Origin of the sequence: Flammeovirga pacifica (assembly GCF_000807855.2) — a bacterium.
In the GTDB taxonomy this organism is placed as follows: Bacteria; Bacteroidota; Bacteroidia; order Cytophagales; family Flammeovirgaceae; genus Flammeovirga; species Flammeovirga pacifica.
In genome coordinates, this window is sequence record NZ_JRYR02000001.1 from 1,959,065 (window position 1) to 1,973,814 (window position 14,750).

At 32.5% G+C, this 14,750-nt stretch carries 17 protein-coding genes and 1 pseudogene; 11 read left to right on the forward strand and 7 right to left on the reverse strand.

Annotation, left to right across the window (positions count from 1 at the left end):
- The first annotated feature begins 45 nt into the window (after window positions 1-45).
- The 4 genes from NH26_RS07805 to NH26_RS07820 all read left to right on the forward strand — a co-directional run bounded on the left by NH26_RS07805 (window position 46) and on the right by NH26_RS07820 (window position 3,214).
- Window positions 46-324 carry a SelT/SelW/SelH family protein gene (locus NH26_RS07805; RefSeq protein ID WP_044225065.1) on the forward strand — a complete coding sequence of 93 codons (279 nt, stop codon included), beginning with the start codon at window positions 46-48 and terminating at the stop codon, window positions 322-324.
- Between the two features lie 143 nt (window positions 325-467).
- A complete protein-coding gene (gene gldA, locus NH26_RS07810) occupies window positions 468-1,376 on the forward strand; it encodes a gliding motility-associated ABC transporter ATP-binding subunit GldA (RefSeq protein ID WP_044225062.1) in 909 nt (302 codons plus the stop codon).
- Window positions 1,377-1,504: 128 nt separating this feature from the next.
- Complete coding sequence (locus tag NH26_RS07815) at window positions 1,505-2,314, forward strand: DUF2490 domain-containing protein (RefSeq protein WP_044225060.1); 810 nt, start codon at window positions 1,505-1,507, stop codon at window positions 2,312-2,314.
- Between the two features lie 9 nt (window positions 2,315-2,323).
- Window positions 2,324-3,214 (forward strand): MORN repeat-containing protein, encoded by an 891-nt coding sequence (locus NH26_RS07820; RefSeq protein ID WP_084812098.1) that lies wholly within the window; start codon window positions 2,324-2,326, stop codon window positions 3,212-3,214.
- 71 nt (window positions 3,215-3,285) lie between these two features.
- On the opposite strand, the gene NH26_RS07825 is transcribed toward NH26_RS07820, so the two are convergent.
- The 4 genes from NH26_RS07825 to NH26_RS07840 form a co-directional block, all read right to left on the reverse strand.
- Window positions 3,286-4,839, reverse strand: a complete 1,554-nt coding sequence (locus tag NH26_RS07825) for a M20/M25/M40 family metallo-hydrolase (protein WP_158021901.1) — start codon at window positions 4,837-4,839, stop codon at window positions 3,286-3,288.
- A 197-nt stretch (window positions 4,840-5,036) separates the two neighbouring features.
- Window positions 5,037-5,816, reverse strand: coding sequence for a glutamate racemase (murI, locus tag NH26_RS07830; RefSeq protein WP_044225054.1), 780 nt, complete (start codon window positions 5,814-5,816; stop codon window positions 5,037-5,039).
- Complete coding sequence (locus NH26_RS07835; protein WP_044225051.1) at window positions 5,816-6,730, reverse strand: hypothetical protein; 915 nt, start codon at window positions 6,728-6,730, stop codon at window positions 5,816-5,818. The genes murI and NH26_RS07835 overlap by 1 nt, the downstream gene beginning before the upstream one ends.
- Before the next feature lie 3 nt (window positions 6,731-6,733).
- The gene (locus NH26_RS07840) at window positions 6,734-7,828 is read right to left on the reverse strand and encodes a DUF1573 domain-containing protein (protein ID WP_044225048.1); all 1,095 of its coding nucleotides are present in this window, start codon (window positions 7,826-7,828) and stop codon (window positions 6,734-6,736) included.
- A gap of 407 nt (window positions 7,829-8,235) precedes the next feature.
- Between NH26_RS07840 and NH26_RS07845 the strand changes: the two genes are divergently transcribed.
- Window positions 8,236-8,793, forward strand: coding sequence for a SiaB family protein kinase (locus NH26_RS07845; RefSeq protein ID WP_044225046.1), 558 nt, complete (start codon window positions 8,236-8,238; stop codon window positions 8,791-8,793).
- Window positions 8,794-8,805: 12 nt separating this feature from the next.
- A complete protein-coding gene (locus NH26_RS07850) occupies window positions 8,806-9,183 on the forward strand; it encodes a DUF1987 domain-containing protein (protein ID WP_044225043.1) in 378 nt (125 codons plus the stop codon).
- Between the two features lie 59 nt (window positions 9,184-9,242).
- Here the strand turns inward: NH26_RS07850 and xerD are convergent, their stop codons facing one another.
- From xerD to NH26_RS07865, 3 genes are all read right to left on the reverse strand, one after another.
- Window positions 9,243-10,160 (reverse strand): site-specific tyrosine recombinase XerD, encoded by a 918-nt coding sequence (gene xerD / locus NH26_RS07855; RefSeq protein ID WP_044225042.1) that lies wholly within the window; start codon window positions 10,158-10,160, stop codon window positions 9,243-9,245.
- A 2-nt stretch (window positions 10,161-10,162) separates the two neighbouring features.
- Window positions 10,163-10,459 carry a hypothetical protein gene (locus NH26_RS07860; RefSeq protein WP_044225039.1) on the reverse strand — a complete coding sequence of 99 codons (297 nt, stop codon included), beginning with the start codon at window positions 10,457-10,459 and terminating at the stop codon, window positions 10,163-10,165.
- Between the two features lie 214 nt (window positions 10,460-10,673).
- Window positions 10,674-11,282, reverse strand: a complete 609-nt coding sequence (locus NH26_RS07865; protein ID WP_052432088.1) for a beta/alpha barrel domain-containing protein — start codon at window positions 11,280-11,282, stop codon at window positions 10,674-10,676.
- A gap of 214 nt (window positions 11,283-11,496) precedes the next feature.
- Between NH26_RS07865 and NH26_RS07870 the strand changes: the two genes are divergently transcribed.
- The 5 genes and pseudogenes from NH26_RS07870 to NH26_RS07890 all read left to right on the forward strand — a co-directional run bounded on the left by NH26_RS07870 (window position 11,497) and on the right by NH26_RS07890 (window position 14,736).
- Window positions 11,497-11,814, forward strand: a complete 318-nt coding sequence (locus tag NH26_RS07870) for a thioredoxin family protein (protein ID WP_044225035.1) — start codon at window positions 11,497-11,499, stop codon at window positions 11,812-11,814.
- Window positions 11,814-12,053 carry a DUF6952 family protein gene (locus tag NH26_RS07875; RefSeq protein ID WP_044225032.1) on the forward strand — a complete coding sequence of 80 codons (240 nt, stop codon included), beginning with the start codon at window positions 11,814-11,816 and terminating at the stop codon, window positions 12,051-12,053. The genes NH26_RS07870 and NH26_RS07875 overlap by 1 nt, the downstream gene beginning before the upstream one ends.
- Window positions 12,054-12,115: 62 nt before the next feature.
- A pseudogene (hisE, locus tag NH26_RS07880) lies at window positions 12,116-12,388 on the forward strand (phosphoribosyl-ATP diphosphatase); the annotation flags it as partial.
- Between the two features lie 80 nt (window positions 12,389-12,468).
- The gene (locus NH26_RS07885) at window positions 12,469-12,819 is read left to right on the forward strand and encodes a hypothetical protein (RefSeq protein WP_044225030.1); all 351 of its coding nucleotides are present in this window, start codon (window positions 12,469-12,471) and stop codon (window positions 12,817-12,819) included.
- A gap of 411 nt (window positions 12,820-13,230) precedes the next feature.
- Window positions 13,231-14,736: a helix-turn-helix domain-containing protein gene (locus NH26_RS07890; protein WP_262494266.1), complete on the forward strand. Its 1,506-nt coding sequence runs from the start codon at window positions 13,231-13,233 to the stop codon at window positions 14,734-14,736.
- Window positions 14,737-14,750 lie beyond the last annotated feature (14 nt).

Below are 14,750 nucleotides of genomic sequence, written 5' to 3' on the forward strand. Positions count from 1 at the left end.
TTACTTAAATCCTACAATGAATAGTACTAATATTTAGTAGTAAACATGAATAAAATAATTATATCTATCGAATTTTGTACACTGTGTCATTGGACACCAAGAGCAGTGTGGATGACTCAAGAGTTACTTTATACATTTCAAAATGATGTTGCAGAAATTAAATTGATTCCTTCGAATGGAGGTATTTTTAAAATTTCTGTTGATAATGAAACGGTATGGGATAGAAAACAAGAGGGGTTTCCAGAACCAAAAGCAGTTAAACAAAAAATAAGAGATGTGATTGATCCTAAAAGATCATTGGGACATTCTGATATAAATAAATAATTGAAAATGATTTACACCAAGATTAATTGATGTATGCCTCCCCGTAACTAAAATGATTAAACATTCCCTAATTTATGATTTTTTGTACGGGTAATTATACATTTATAGAAAATATCTCTCTCAATTTATTCTAATTTTGCACAATGAGTATTCAAGTAAAAGGACTTACAAAGAAATACGACGATCAAGTAGCTGTCAATAATATTAGTTTTGAAGCTAAGCCCGGAGAAATTCTTGGCTTTTTAGGACCTAATGGTGCTGGCAAATCTACTACAATGAAAATAGCCACATGTTTTGTTCCTCCAACAGAAGGTAGTATTTCTGTTTGTGGTTACGATGTGGTTGATCAACCTATCGAAGTAAGAAAAAAAGTAGGATACCTTCCTGAGCATAATCCATTGTATTTGGATATGTATGTAAGGGAATACTTAGATTACTCCGCATCTCTATACAAAATAAAAGGTCAACAGAAGAAAGAGAAAATTGAGGAGATGATAGAGCTTACGGGACTCACAAGGGAACGTAAGAAGAAAATTGGTGCATTATCTAAAGGATATCGACAAAGAGTAGGTTTAGCACAGGCGTTAATTCATGATCCCGAAGTATTGATTTTGGATGAACCCACAACAGGACTTGATCCTATTCAATTAGAAGATATTCGAGCTTTAATTAAAAAAGTCAGTCAGAATAAAACCGTCATGCTATCCACTCACATCATGCAAGAAGTACAAGCATTATGTGATCGTGTAGTCATTATCAGAAAAGGGGACATTGTTGCGAACGACAGTGTTGAAAATTTACGTCATTTAGGTGCGAAAACCACCATCAGTTTAACATACGAACATCCAACAGAAGCATCATTTTTGAACACTATCACCGGAATTGAAAAACTTGAACCAATTAACGAAAATAAAATTTTAGTACACTACTCTCAAGACATTGATTTAAGAGGAGATATTTTTAGAGCATCAGCTAAACATGATGCCGCTATTATTGAAATGAGCATGCAAATGCAATCTATGGAAGAAATTTTCCAGCAACTAGCTCAATAATAGAGAACTATCTTTTTTTTTATTAATTTTACTGCATTACTGTAATTTGTACTATTAATTATTCGATGTTAAGTTACCAATAAAGGTATCTCTCAATAGCATTTTTTCTCTTCTTACATTTTTTTTTCATGCTAAGAAAACTACAAACTTTATTTATACTTATTAGTATAACTTCGATGAGCTTATACGCTCAAGATGCACCAGAGGTTAATCTTGAAGAAACCGGCTTATGGGAAGGTGTGTACATTAAAGTCCGATTTTCTGAGAAATTCGGCTATTATGGAGAACACCATTATAGATCGAGAAATTCGCTCGATAATTTACACTCCTATGTTGGACGTCCTCGTCAGGTCTATAACAGAGCAGGATTAAACATTTTCTTTAATGATTATTTCGAGGCGGTTATTGGTCCTACTTATGTAGTGAACTTTACACCTGAACCTGGAAATGATGAAGCTTACGAGCCATTTACCAATGAGTTTCGTATTTGGCATCAGTGGTTATTTAAAATGCCTGCAATGGGAAGGGTGAAAATGTACCATCAGTTTCGTTTTGAACATAGATGGAAAAGAAAAAATGATGTAGGTGCAGATTATGACTATACCAACAGGTATCGTTATAAGTTGTTTGCATACATTCCTATTAATAAAAAGAAGATTGAAAAAAACTCGTTGTTTGTTTCTCCTTCGGTAGAAATTTTCATGCACTCGGGTAAAAGTATTGCCTATAATCCTTTTGAAGATTTTAGAACGTACAATGGTATTGGCTATGTCTTGAATAATAACTTTACATTATTTGCTGGACATATGTGGACTTTAGGTCAGAAGACTTCGGGGTATCAATACAAAACATCACATATATTTAGAATTAACGTATTCATTGGTTTAGATACTAGAAAGAATAGCAATGCTCTTCCGAAGATCAACCTTGGTTACTAATTAATAATTATGAAAAAGATAATATATACACTTCCCTCTCTTATAATACTTATTGTCATAGCCTTTTACATGAAAGGTCAAATTGATGACCTCAAAAAAGAGGTAACTGTTTTAGAGGAAAAAAATGATGAATTAGAAAAGTTGTCGCTTAAAACCACAGCTGATTCTCTTTTGATCAATCATAACTTTACTGAAGCATTACTTCATTATCAAACTTTGGATAGTTTACATCAAACAACCGAACATACTGATAAAGCTATGAAGTATATCTCCAGTCAAAGAGTACCTTATAATAAGATTAACCAACTTGAAGAGAGATACTACAATAAGGAAAATCATATTAATGAACTTAGATTTAATCAAGATGAACTTTCTGATAGTATTTCGTACTTAAAAAAGGTCAATCATACTTTAACGATTAGTAAAGGACATTTAGAATCTGACCTTTTCAAAAATCATAGAGAAATTAAGAACCTTAAACAGGAACTTGTTTCCAAAGAAAAACAAATTAACCGTTTAGATATCATCAATTTCGATGGAGCTGAAATTAAATATATTGGTGAGGTTAGAGATGAACAAGCCAATGGTTTTGGATATGCTGTTTTCGAAAAGAAAGGGTTTTACGAAGGTCTTTGGGCTAACAATATGCAAAATGGTAAAGGTATTTATACTTGGGCCAATGGCGATAGTTACGAAGGAAATTATAAAAACGGTATCAGAGATGGTTTTGGTGTCTATTACTTCACTTCTGGTGAGAGATACGAAGGTTTCTGGGCTAATAATTTAAGAGATGGCTTTGGGGTTATTTTTGATAAAGACAATAAAAAAATCTACGAAGGAGTTTGGAAAAAGGACAAACCAAAAAGTGGTAAAAAGAATAAGGGAGAGAAGGAGTTATAATCTTTCTTTTTCATAAAAAAGGCCTGATAAATCATTACGATTTATCAGGCCTTTTTTTATTTTGGAATAGTTTACTCGTTAGCAATATCCCAAATATTTAAATAGCTTAATCTTGTGATTTCTGCAGCTTTATCCATCATAATCTTATCTGCATGATCAGAAACCTGATGATAATCTTCATGACCTCCTGTATGATACCAGAAGTAAGGTATTCCGTAAGTATCGAAGTTCACATTATCAGAACCACCTGCTTCTCCTCTTTTAGATTTCCCATCAAACATTTCTAAATCGATATTGTAATCTTTAATATTTTCCTGATTTAGATCCCATGTTTCAGGGTGTTCTGCAGTATAAATAAAGCTCACCTGATTATCTTTTGAATGCCAATCACCTCTTCTGCCAATCATATCAAAATTTAAATACATCTTGATTTGAGATGGATCGTCATAATTCAACAAGAAATTCTTAGAACCATGTAGCCCTTTTTCTTCAGCTGTCCATGAAGCAAACAACATTGTTCTTTTAGGTTGTACTCCTGTCGCTTTTACCGCCTTAGCAATTCCTAAAATAGCTGCTACACCAGATGCATTATCATCAGCTCCATTCCACACATACCCTTCTCTTTTGCCTAAGTGATCATAATGTGCACCAATCATCACTACTGAATCAGGCATCTGACCTGTTACTTTAGCCAAAACATTTCTCACTCTTTTTCTTTCTACGATAGCATTTGATTGAAATGTTGCACCTGTAGCAAATAATGATGGCGTATATAATTTACTTTCACCAATACTATTAACGTACTTCATCACTTCATTTTTATCAACTATACTAGCCATTAAGTATTCTCCTCCCATAAATACAGGGGCAATTTTACTTGGCTTAGAAACTGGACTGTATAATCTTGTATCGTAGAAAGATGATAGTTTATGATCACCTTCGTAATATTTTCTATTATCTCTAAAAGGAAAATTTGAAGCTGTTTTTGGTAACTCACCTAAAGCATCTATTTCTATAACAGCTAAAGCTCCATATTTCTCAGCTAATTCCTCTTTTATATTATGTAACTGTTTTGAAGGTAGTTCTTTTAACGCTTCACCAACTTTTCCTTTTGCTGGCTTTCCTTTAAGTCGTAACCAAACTTTTCCTTCCACATTTTTTTTATAGAAGTCGTTGTACTTCAAAGAATCAATATCTAATCCGTAGCCTACAAATACTATATTTCCTTTGCCTGAAATAGAGGCAGGAGCTGCTTTTACTTCAAAATCTGTATGATAGGCAAATGTATATTCCTGACCATTTTTAGCTTGAACAGAAAGAAATTGCTTGTCTGATGCTTTGTATTCTAGAACATCAAAATTCTGAAAATATGTTGGTTGGCCATCAATTGAATCGCCCGCTGGCTCTAATCCCATAAACTCGAACATACTAGCAATATAATCTGATGCTCTATACGCACCTGGATGTCCCGCTTCACGCCCTTCCATCCAATCAGAAGCTAAATAAGACAGTGAAGATTGTATAGTGGCTTCGTCAATTACTTTTAGACCTTTATCTTTTGGCGACTCTTGTGCCATTACAGAGAAAGTACTACATAATAAAGCTGTTATCAGTAACTTTTTCATATTCATTTTTGGTAGTAGTATTTATTATTTAACCCCTCCTATCAACATTACTTAAAATGATGATACATTAAGCATTTAATCTAGGTTTCAAATACGAAAATCGTTAATTAAGAGAGAAATAGAAATAAAGAGTCGTTAATAAACTTCATCCTTTTGGAGTTTATTGATCAGGAGTTTCACCTTATTGAAATGATTAATTACTCATACATAAACAAAGTATTCTCTTCATCAACAGTGATTAGAGAAAGGACATTACGTCGAAATTCTTTTACATTATCTCCTGAGGTAATAAATCGGTAATATTTTTTTACTGTTACTTTATCATCTACATTTTGATACAACCTTTTAGCTTGTTGAGCTACAGCAGGAGCAGGATCTATCAATTGTACTTGTTTACCCAACATCTTTTGAAGATCCTCTTTTAAAAAGGGGTAATGTGTACATCCTAAAACCAATTGGTCGATTTGATGTGCTTTCATCTTATCTACAATAGGAAATAATACTTGATGGGCTTTATAAGTACCCATCAACCCCTTCTCTACTAATTCTACAAGACCTACCCCTTCTTGAATAACCACCTCTATATCTTGGGCAAATTTCTCTTTAGTTTGATTAAACAGACGTCCAGAGAAAGTACCTTCAGTGGCTAACACTCCTATTTTTTTAGTACTAGATGCCATTGCTGCTGGCTTAATAGCCGGCTCCATTCCGACAAATGGAATATCATATTTTTCTCTAAGTGCATCTATTGCAGCTGCTGTAGCTGTATTACAAGCTACAATAATTAACTGGGCACCCATATGAATCAGAGCATCAGCAATAAAAAATGCTCTTTCTATAAGTTCTTCCTTAGATTTTCTTCCATAGGGACAAAACTTATGATCTGCAAAATAAACTATGGGAACATCGGGTAATGTTTTCATTACCGCTTTTTGTACTGATAAACCTCCGTATCCAGAATCAAAAATTCCAATCATTATCTCATCGACTTTTTTCTTGGGTCATTTGCATCAAAAAAGTGCCAAGACACAAACATATCCTGCACTTGGTCTGGCGATAAAACACCAACCTCTTTAGTTAACGGAAAATAAAAGAAAACATTATCATCAAAAGGAAAAACCTTAAATGAAGTATTATATGTTGCAACCATATCGAACATTTCAATTTCGCAAAATGGTTTAAACTTTTGAACCGTATCCTGAAAAAACAGGGTACCATCTCTATATTCTTTTACTTGTAATTTTGGTAAGGCAGAAATAAACTGATAAGTAGCAGCAGAATCCAATTGAGAAATGCCTTCTACTTCATAAAATGGTTCTTTAAATAAGATATCAACATTATTTTCTGGATGCATTGTATAATGTAAACCAAATGATTTCATAGACCTCCAAGACGTTCTAAAAACGGTTTTATCTCTCCATGATTTTTCAGATGCATCAAATATTTGTTCGATGTTGATAAACTGTCCTGGTATTTCTAATTGATATACTTCTCCATTTTTTTCGCCAAAAGTGGCTACATCTCCTGAAGAAGATATGATCCCTTCAAAAAGAGTTGCTCCAGAGGTAGTTAACTTTATTTCAACACCTGAAGTAGGTAAAGTGGCATCACTTTGTTTCACAATTGAAGTCTGTTGTATGGCCTGAAAAATATTGCCGATCATGCGAGGAGCAACATCTACTTTATCATTCATCAACCAACGTCCATCTTCTTCACGCTGAATTTTAATTCCATTGAGCACAAACCCATCAACGGTAGACAAATCCAAAAGATCAAAAAAGGGTTTTCCTTTCTTCTCATTTGAGGATGTATCAAAAGTGAAAAAAGATAAACCTATGGCCGCTAATAGACATAAGTTTACCCCAATAAGTATTTTTATTTTCTTAGTCATAATTTATTCTTCAGCAGATTTCACATCAGCAGAAATTTGTAAAGTATTTTCAGGATGGTCAGGGTCGTTGGTAATCACAGTAATTGATTTTGTTACCGAACGGTTATAGTTTCCTGCAGTGAAAGTGACATCAAGAGTGGTTGATTCTCCTGGTGCTAACTCTGTTTTATTTGGTTTAGTTGCTGTACATCCACAAGATGCTTTCACCTTTCTAATTAATAAAGTAGATTTTCCATCATTGGTGATTGTAAATTTTGTGGAAGCTTTATCTAGTGCTTTCATTACTCCGAAATCATGTTTTCTTTTATCAAAAGATGATTTCGGCCACTCTTCTTTTTTATTGGCAACAGCAGAAAAATCTTCCTTAATGTGAGCAGAAATATTTATTCTTTTCTTAGGTTGATTGATATCAGATGTTGGTATTTGAAAATACTCAAAAATATAACCGTAATCCGTTTTTAAAGAAGCATCATAGCTTAAATACAAGATGACTGTATCTTTAACTGCTACTGTAGTCTTATTACTCCACACTTTTACATGGCTAGGTACTTTAATTTGATCAATATACAACTCAATAGGTGATTTCCCTTGGTTATAAATAATTGATGATAAAGTATCTTTTGCCGTATTTTTAATATTATTGAAAACGAAATGGGTAGTTTTAAATCTTAAATTCCCTACTTCCATTGGGTACCAATCTTTAGGACCTTTTGGTCTAGCAATTACATTTCCTTTAATTGTGAGAACTAACACCTGAGGCACTCCATTAGTTCTAACAGAAATAGTCTTACTAAAAACACCCGGTCTATTCTTTGTTGAATATTTTACATTGATGTATCCTTTTTTATTAGGAGCTACATCTTCTGTTGACCAATCTGGAGTAGTACAACCACAACTTGCTTTTACCGAAGTTAATGACAGAGGCTTATTTCCTGTATTTGTAAATTCAAATACAACTTCCGCATCACCATCGCTTTCTTGTATTTCACCAAAGTCATGAATATTCTTATCGAAACTGATTTTAGCTTGAGCTAATAATGAAGAGTGATGAAATAAAATTCCTACACAAATTAATAACCAACTGATTTTTCCTTTCATCTTAACTGTATTGAAAATATTTTTTATTTGAAAACACAAAATTAAAAGATCATTTATATACTGACAATCATTTTTTACCGTTATGACAATAAGTGGCAAAAAAGTTGTAGCAATAAAACATTATAGAGTTGAAATATTTCATTCAACGGTGAAATACATCATTTAATCCTGCTAAATAAGGCAAAATGATTGATTTAATACACTATTTTTTTTATTCGTTTCACAAATTGATGACGAAAAATAGATTTTTTTCACCTTAGAATGATAATAAACTTACTCTTAATGAAATTATTATATAAAAAATAGTAATATTGGATACCATATCCAGACAACATAATCAGTTTTTCAACTATTGCCTAATTAATAGTTTTACAGATTTTTTTAACGAATAAGACAGGCCGATACTTATGGCATATATAGAACATTTTAGTGTAAAGACTTTCAAACAGCAGTTATCTGAAAGACAAATTTCTTTGGCTTTTCAAGGAATTTTTTCTCAAGATGTCCTTGCACTTATTGGTAAAAGCTTAAGAAATACACAAGAAAGTCGAGTTATTGCTAAGCGTCTTTTTGCTATTGTTATTGAAATGGCTCAGAATATTCATCACTATTCTGCAGAAAAACAATACTCAGAAAAAGATGCTAGAGATATTGGCGTGGGAATTGTAGCTATTGCCGAAGATGATGATCATTATATTATCACTTCTGGTAATTGTATTATTAAAACTGAAGTTCCTCCACTTATTGAAAGAGCAAATTACATTAATGGATTGGATGCGGATGAATTGAAAAAATTCTACCGTGAACAACGTAAAATGCCTCAAAGAGAAGGAAAACCTGGAGCAAACCTTGGGTTTATTGATATGGTAAGAAAATCAGGTAACCCTGTAGAGATAAACATAAAAGACTACGACGAAACAAGATCATTTTTTATTTTGTCGGTAAAAGTTAACAAAGAACTATAAAAAACGAATAGCATGGAGAATTTCCATATTGACGGATCAACTTATATACCTAGAATTGACTTTAATGCTCAAACAGGAGTATTAGAACTTGAAGGTGAGTCATACCACGAATACACAACTGAATTTTTTGGACCTATTTTTAGTTGGCTAGAAGACTACCTTGAAGAAGGTAGTAAAACAATAACATTAAATTTTAAGATGTCATACTTCAACACCTCTTCATCGAGACGTTTCTTGGAGATCTTAACAATGTTAGAAGATTATCAAAATGATAAAGAAGGTAAAATCACTGTAAACTGGTACTACGAAGAAAACGACGTAGATATGCTAGAAAGTGGTGAAGAATATGCAGATGATGTTGAATTAAACTTCAACCTTCTACCTTATTAGTTGATATAAAAAAATCTGTAAAAAAGGCTGCTTCATATAAAAATGAAACAGCCTTTTTTTTATGATTCATTTTGATGAATTCTTGGATGAAAGTCTGTGATAATTTGTTGTAAGTAATCTTTATTAAGGTGTGTATATACTTCTGTAGTGGTAATTGATTCATGACCTAACATTTCTTGAACAGCTCTTAAATCTGCTCCTCCCTCTACCATATGGGATGCAAATGAATGCCTAAATGTATGAGGAGATATATTTTTACCCAATTGAATTTGTTCCGCTAGCCTTTTGATGATCGTAAATATCATCACTCTCGTTAGTTTACCTCCTCTTCTATTTAAAAATACTATATCCTCGTCTCCCTTTTTAGGCGATTTAGTAATTCGATCATGAGTTAAATATAAATTTACTTGTTTAATCGACTCACCTCCAATAGGTACAAAACGCTCCTTATCTCCTTTACCGATTACTTTAATAAATCCTTCTTCAAAGTATAAGGCATCTAATTTTAGGTTAACTAACTCAGATACTCGTATCCCGCTCCCATACAACACCTCTAAAATTGCCTTATTTCGTCTACCTTCATAAGTAGTTAAATCAATGGCTTCTATTAATTTATCTATTTCTTCTACCGATAATGTATCTGGTAATTTTTGAGGTAAACGAGGTGCCTCAATCAGTTCAACAGGGTTATTTTCTGTTTGATCCGTCTCATTTAAATAGGAAAAAAATGATTTTAATGCGGATAAAAGTCGTGCTTGAGAAGATGTCGCTATATGAAATTCATTATTTAAATAGCCTAAAAAAGTAACAATATCAGATTGTTGAATATTGGATGGAGTCCTTTTAACCTCCTTAATTAATAAATAGGTAGAAAGTTTTTGAACATCTCTTAAATACCCCTCTAAAGTATTATCAGACATACTTCTTTCTAGCTTTAAGTAGATCCCAAAATCTTTAATAACAACGTCCCAATTCATTTTTATTTATTTGACCACTGTTGTCTCATTTTAACCTTTTCCCATTCACGCCTTAACGCTAATCTTGCTAAAGCATCCGCAATATCCGAAAGACTACCTTCTTTGAAAGCTTCTTTTACTAGATCCTCTTTCACATCAATTCTGTACAAACCATTCATCAATTTACTTGAATCAGTTCTTAATAAATGCTCAAAGTAAGCCGATAGTTTGTCAGCTGTCTCTCCAAAGGACTCTGCGTTGTAGTCTTCTTCTTCGATCTCAAAACGATCGCATATTTTTTTCCAAGCCTCTAAATACATAATCTTGAAGATAAAAAAAGAAGAGGTCGTCTCATAATTTAATCATACTATCTTCTTATCATACAATAGGTAAAGACATTTATAAAAAATCTTATCTATCCTTTTTGATAGATTTCAGACACTTTTACTATTGTCTCTACATTTTAATTAGAGATAATTTTCTAATATGATTTATGTAACAACCTCTTCCTATTACAGAAAATTATTTAATTTCTTAATTCCATTCATCCGTTTCAATAGCTTCAAGTACTTCTACCAAGCCATCAAAAGTATTTACGCCAATTGATACTTCAGATCCACCTTTTAAAGCAATCCCCTCAGGAGTAGCATTATCCAACACATTATTTATTGAATCTTCATCAAATCCACCACTAACAATAATCTTATATTCTTCAGTTAATGTTTTGATCTTATTAAGGTCCTCAGCAGATAAATCATTATCAAATTCTAAGATAAATGTATCAACATCAGCTTCTAACATAGCCATTTGTTGTTCGATAGCATCAAAGCTATCCACCTTAATTTTATATATTAAAGTCTTTCCGTGTCCAGTGAGATCTTTCACTAATGCTGGATTATCAGTAAGTACAGATTCTATGGCATCATAAGTACTTAGATCTACATTAGAATGACTATAAATTTCTCCGGCAAATTTAATACCTGCCAACCAACTCGATATTTCTTTGAATTTTTCAGCAGATACGAAACGTGGGTGGTCTTCTTCAATTGGAAATCCAATCATTTCCACTCCCATTCCTGCACAATATCTACCGTCACCTAGATTATCAACATCAGATACAAATACTCTTGTTTTAAGTCCCATAAACGTATTATATGAAGGAATTTATAAAGTTTTTCAATAATAAAAAATCATATTTTTTTTATGGTTGAAACATACTCTACTACATCCCTAGAATTTCAATATTTATTTCTATTTTTGCAAAGGTTGTAAAATTGATTGAAAGGTGAAAATACAATATTCATTTTTGTGATTTTTAATTTTATAATCCATTAATCACCTTTAAAAAAATAAAGAAATGCCAGTAATTGATGCAAATGATAGCAACTTTAAAGAATTAATTTCTGAAAACGACAAAGTTGTGGTAAAATACTTTGCCGGTTGGTGTGGTAGTTGCCGATTATTTAAACCAAAGTTTAAACGACTTTCTGGTGATGAAAGGTTTGAAGGAATTGCATTTTTAGATGTAAACGCAGAAGAAAGCCCAGAAGCAAGAGCTTTAGCAGGTGTAAATAACTTGCCGTTTTTTGCCATCTTTAAAGGAGGGAAGCTTGTTGAAGGAGGCCCTATGTCTAAAGAAGATGCTGTTGTTGAACTCATAGAAAAATTGAAATAATGAAAATTCCTGTGATTAAAAAATTAGTTGAATCCTACTCATTAGAACAACTTCAAGCTGCTGAAGAAGCACTTGCAGAAGAACAAACACCTAATATAGAAATTGAAGGTGAAGATGAAGGAGAACAATTAACGCATGCTTTTGCTGCTATTTGGATTAAAGAAAAAGTGCTTGGAGGCGAAGAATTCAAAACAGCACTTCGTGCCTATACAACAATGGTGAGAGGAAGTATTTCTTAATTTATTTCAAAACCTTTCGCTTAATAATTAATTATATAAATAGAATAAAAATGGCTATAGAATTTATAGAAGCTCTAGAAAAAACAATTAAAGATAGACACGAAAACCCTTCGGACTCGTCTTATACTAGTAGCTTATTTGCCAAAGGAATTAACAAAGTAGCTCAAAAAGTTGGAGAAGAAGCAGTTGAACTTGTTATCGAAGCAAAAGATGATAATGAAGACTTATTCTTGAACGAAGCAGCCGACCTACTTTACCATTATATTGTATTATTAAGAGCTAAAGGTTACAGCTTAGAAGATGTGACAAAAATATTAGAAGAACGTCACAAATAAATTGGCTTCTAAAGTAGCTTTTTGTTATCTTATTCTTACAACACACAAGAATAATTAACACGCTCTACTACTTTGTATAAATGAAGACCCTAGAAAACTTATCATTTCAAAATATTACACTTATCGAACATTATTTCGATGGAAAATTATCTCAGTTAGAAACAGAAAAATTTCTAAGGAGATTAACTATGGATAATGATTTAAGAGATGATTTTGACCTTGTTATAGAAATGAGTCCACAAATGGTGACATGGTCTCTTGAGAAAAAAAGACGAGTTCGCCTTGCCTTTTCTACAAGACACTACGGAGCTGCCGCATTACCTGTAAAAGGTAATATAGCGAAAGATCTCGTTGCCTATGGGACAGCCACAATTGCTGCTGCAGGATTGTTGGTATTTATATCAGGATTATTTGTTTTCCTAGCGTCTTAAAAAGTATATAAACTAAAAAGTCTACCCTCTGAAAAGGTAGACTTTTTTTTGAAAACGAAAAATTATATATCTGATTATTAGCTTTCCCTTTTCTGGAAATAGAACAGAAGAAAAGCATAATTTTATTTTTGCTTTTAATCAATTCGCTAATCTATGATTCAAAATTAAAGAAACGTAACAGTAAATAAAAGCGAAATTTCGCAAAACATTATATTTTTTTATAAAACTGTCCTAATTTTACAGATATTATCTATTTAAGGTAAAAAATCAGAATAAATTTAGGTTAACTTTATCTTTCATAGATGTAGGAAAAGTCCAAACTCTACCTACCCTAACATAAAAGGAAACAAAAATAGCTTATATTTATGCTATTATAGGAACCATCATTAACCAAGTGCGAAATAAAAGCCAGTGATTTTAGAGGAAAACATCCGTCTCATCTTCGGACTCAAAGTCCGTATGTACAGACAAGAAAATAACTATTCGTTATCTGAATTAGCCAAAAAAGCAGAAATGTCAGTTTCATATATCAATGAAATTGAGAAGGGAAAGAAATATCCCAAAAGAAATAAAATCACTGCATTAGCTGCCTCACTCGGTGTAAGTTATGATGAGTTAGTTTCTTTAAAAATCTCTAAGAAATTAGGGGCCATATCAAAACTTCTTAATTCTAATATTCTACAAGAATTACCTCTTGATGTTTTTGGTCTTGAACCAAGAAATCTATTAGAGTTAATGTCTGATGCCCCTTCTAAATTATCTGCATTTATCAATACAATTGTAGAAATTTCTAGAAATTATAACCTCACTGTAGAGAATTTCTATTTCTCTGTTTTAAGGTCTTATCAAGAAATTCATGATAATTATTTCGAGGATATCGAAAAGGCTGCTAAAGAATTTAGAGCCAAGCAGCTTAATGACAAGGATCCTTTAGAGCAACAACTCTATTCCTATTTAAGAAATTACTGTGGGTATGAAATCGATGATGAATCGCTAAGCGAACATCATGCATTAGATTCTTTTAGGTCTGTAATCAAACCTAATAAAGATGGGATTCCCACTTTAATGATTAATAAAAAACTTAACTCTAGAAGAAAAACATTTATCTATGCTAGAGAAGCTGCTTTTCAGGTACTAGGCATTAAAGAAAGATCTTTGACTTACTCTTGGATGAGTGTGAAGTCTTTTGATATGCTCTTTAATGATTTCATGGCTACCTATTTTGCTGGTGCTCTAATTATTTCAGAAGATAAAATGATTGCCGACATCAAAGAGGTGATTGAAAGTAGAACTTTCTCTTTTGATGGTTTTATTGATTTAATTCTGAAGCATAATACTTCTCCAGAGACTTTCCTCTATCGTTTAATGAGTATTCTTCCAAAACATTTTGGTTTAAGTAAAATATTCTTCCTTAGACTAGATCATATTCCTGGAAGTAACAAATACTCACTTACAAAAGAACTTCATTTAGACGGTCTGCATAGCCCCCATGGTACTGTACTTTCAGAACACTATTGCCGTAGATGGGTTTCTCTAAAAATATTTGATGATTTAGAGAAAAGTAGACAAGAAGGCAAAGACAATAAATACATTTGTGATGCTCAAGTGTCTAGATATATTACTTCTGGCAAAGAATACTTCTGTATTAGTGTTGCACGTGCTTTACCTCTAGTTGATGAAACTATAGATACCAGTATTACTATTGGTTTCTTAATGAATGACGACTTCAGGCAAAAAACAAATTTCTGGCAATCTGAAAAGGTAAGAATGGAATTTGTAAATGAAACTTGTGAGCGTTGCCCTTCTGTAGACTGTTCTGTAAGAGCCTCTGAAGCTGATGTATTAAAAAAACATCAAATAGAAAAAGAAAGATATGCTGCACTAGAAGCATTATTAGGAAAAGGAGTTGTATCTTAAAGGGTTATTTAGCC

Excerpts from the sequence above, each read along its gene's own strand:
- NH26_RS07865 (WP_052432088.1), bottom strand. The coding sequence starts at position 11,282 with ATGGGACTTAAAACAAGAGTATTTGTATCTGATGTTGATAATCTAGGT.
- NH26_RS07845 (WP_044225046.1), top strand. The coding sequence starts at position 8,236 with ATGGCATATATAGAACATTTTAGTGTAAAGACTTTCAAACAGCAGTTA.
- NH26_RS07825 (WP_158021901.1), bottom strand. The coding sequence starts at position 4,839 with ATGAAAAAGTTACTGATAACAGCTTTATTATGTAGTACTTTCTCTGTA.
- NH26_RS07885 (WP_044225030.1), top strand. The coding sequence starts at position 12,469 with ATGAAGACCCTAGAAAACTTATCATTTCAAAATATTACACTTATCGAA.
- murI (WP_044225054.1), bottom strand. The coding sequence starts at position 5,816 with ATGATTGGAATTTTTGATTCTGGATACGGAGGTTTATCAGTACAAAAA.
- xerD (WP_044225042.1), bottom strand. The coding sequence starts at position 10,160 with ATGAATTGGGACGTTGTTATTAAAGATTTTGGGATCTACTTAAAGCTA.
- NH26_RS07805 (WP_044225065.1), top strand. The coding sequence starts at position 46 with ATGAATAAAATAATTATATCTATCGAATTTTGTACACTGTGTCATTGG.
- NH26_RS07870 (WP_044225035.1), top strand. The coding sequence starts at position 11,497 with ATGCCAGTAATTGATGCAAATGATAGCAACTTTAAAGAATTAATTTCT.
- NH26_RS07850 (WP_044225043.1), top strand. The coding sequence starts at position 8,806 with ATGGAGAATTTCCATATTGACGGATCAACTTATATACCTAGAATTGAC.
- NH26_RS07860 (WP_044225039.1), bottom strand. The coding sequence starts at position 10,459 with ATGTATTTAGAGGCTTGGAAAAAAATATGCGATCGTTTTGAGATCGAA.
- NH26_RS07840 (WP_044225048.1), bottom strand. The coding sequence starts at position 7,828 with ATGAAAGGAAAAATCAGTTGGTTATTAATTTGTGTAGGAATTTTATTT.
- NH26_RS07835 (WP_044225051.1), bottom strand. The coding sequence starts at position 6,730 with ATGACTAAGAAAATAAAAATACTTATTGGGGTAAACTTATGTCTATTA.
- NH26_RS07820 (WP_084812098.1), top strand. The coding sequence starts at position 2,324 with ATGAAAAAGATAATATATACACTTCCCTCTCTTATAATACTTATTGTC.
- gldA (WP_044225062.1), top strand. The coding sequence starts at position 468 with ATGAGTATTCAAGTAAAAGGACTTACAAAGAAATACGACGATCAAGTA.
- NH26_RS07815 (WP_044225060.1), top strand. The coding sequence starts at position 1,505 with ATGCTAAGAAAACTACAAACTTTATTTATACTTATTAGTATAACTTCG.
- NH26_RS07875 (WP_044225032.1), top strand. The coding sequence starts at position 11,814 with ATGAAAATTCCTGTGATTAAAAAATTAGTTGAATCCTACTCATTAGAA.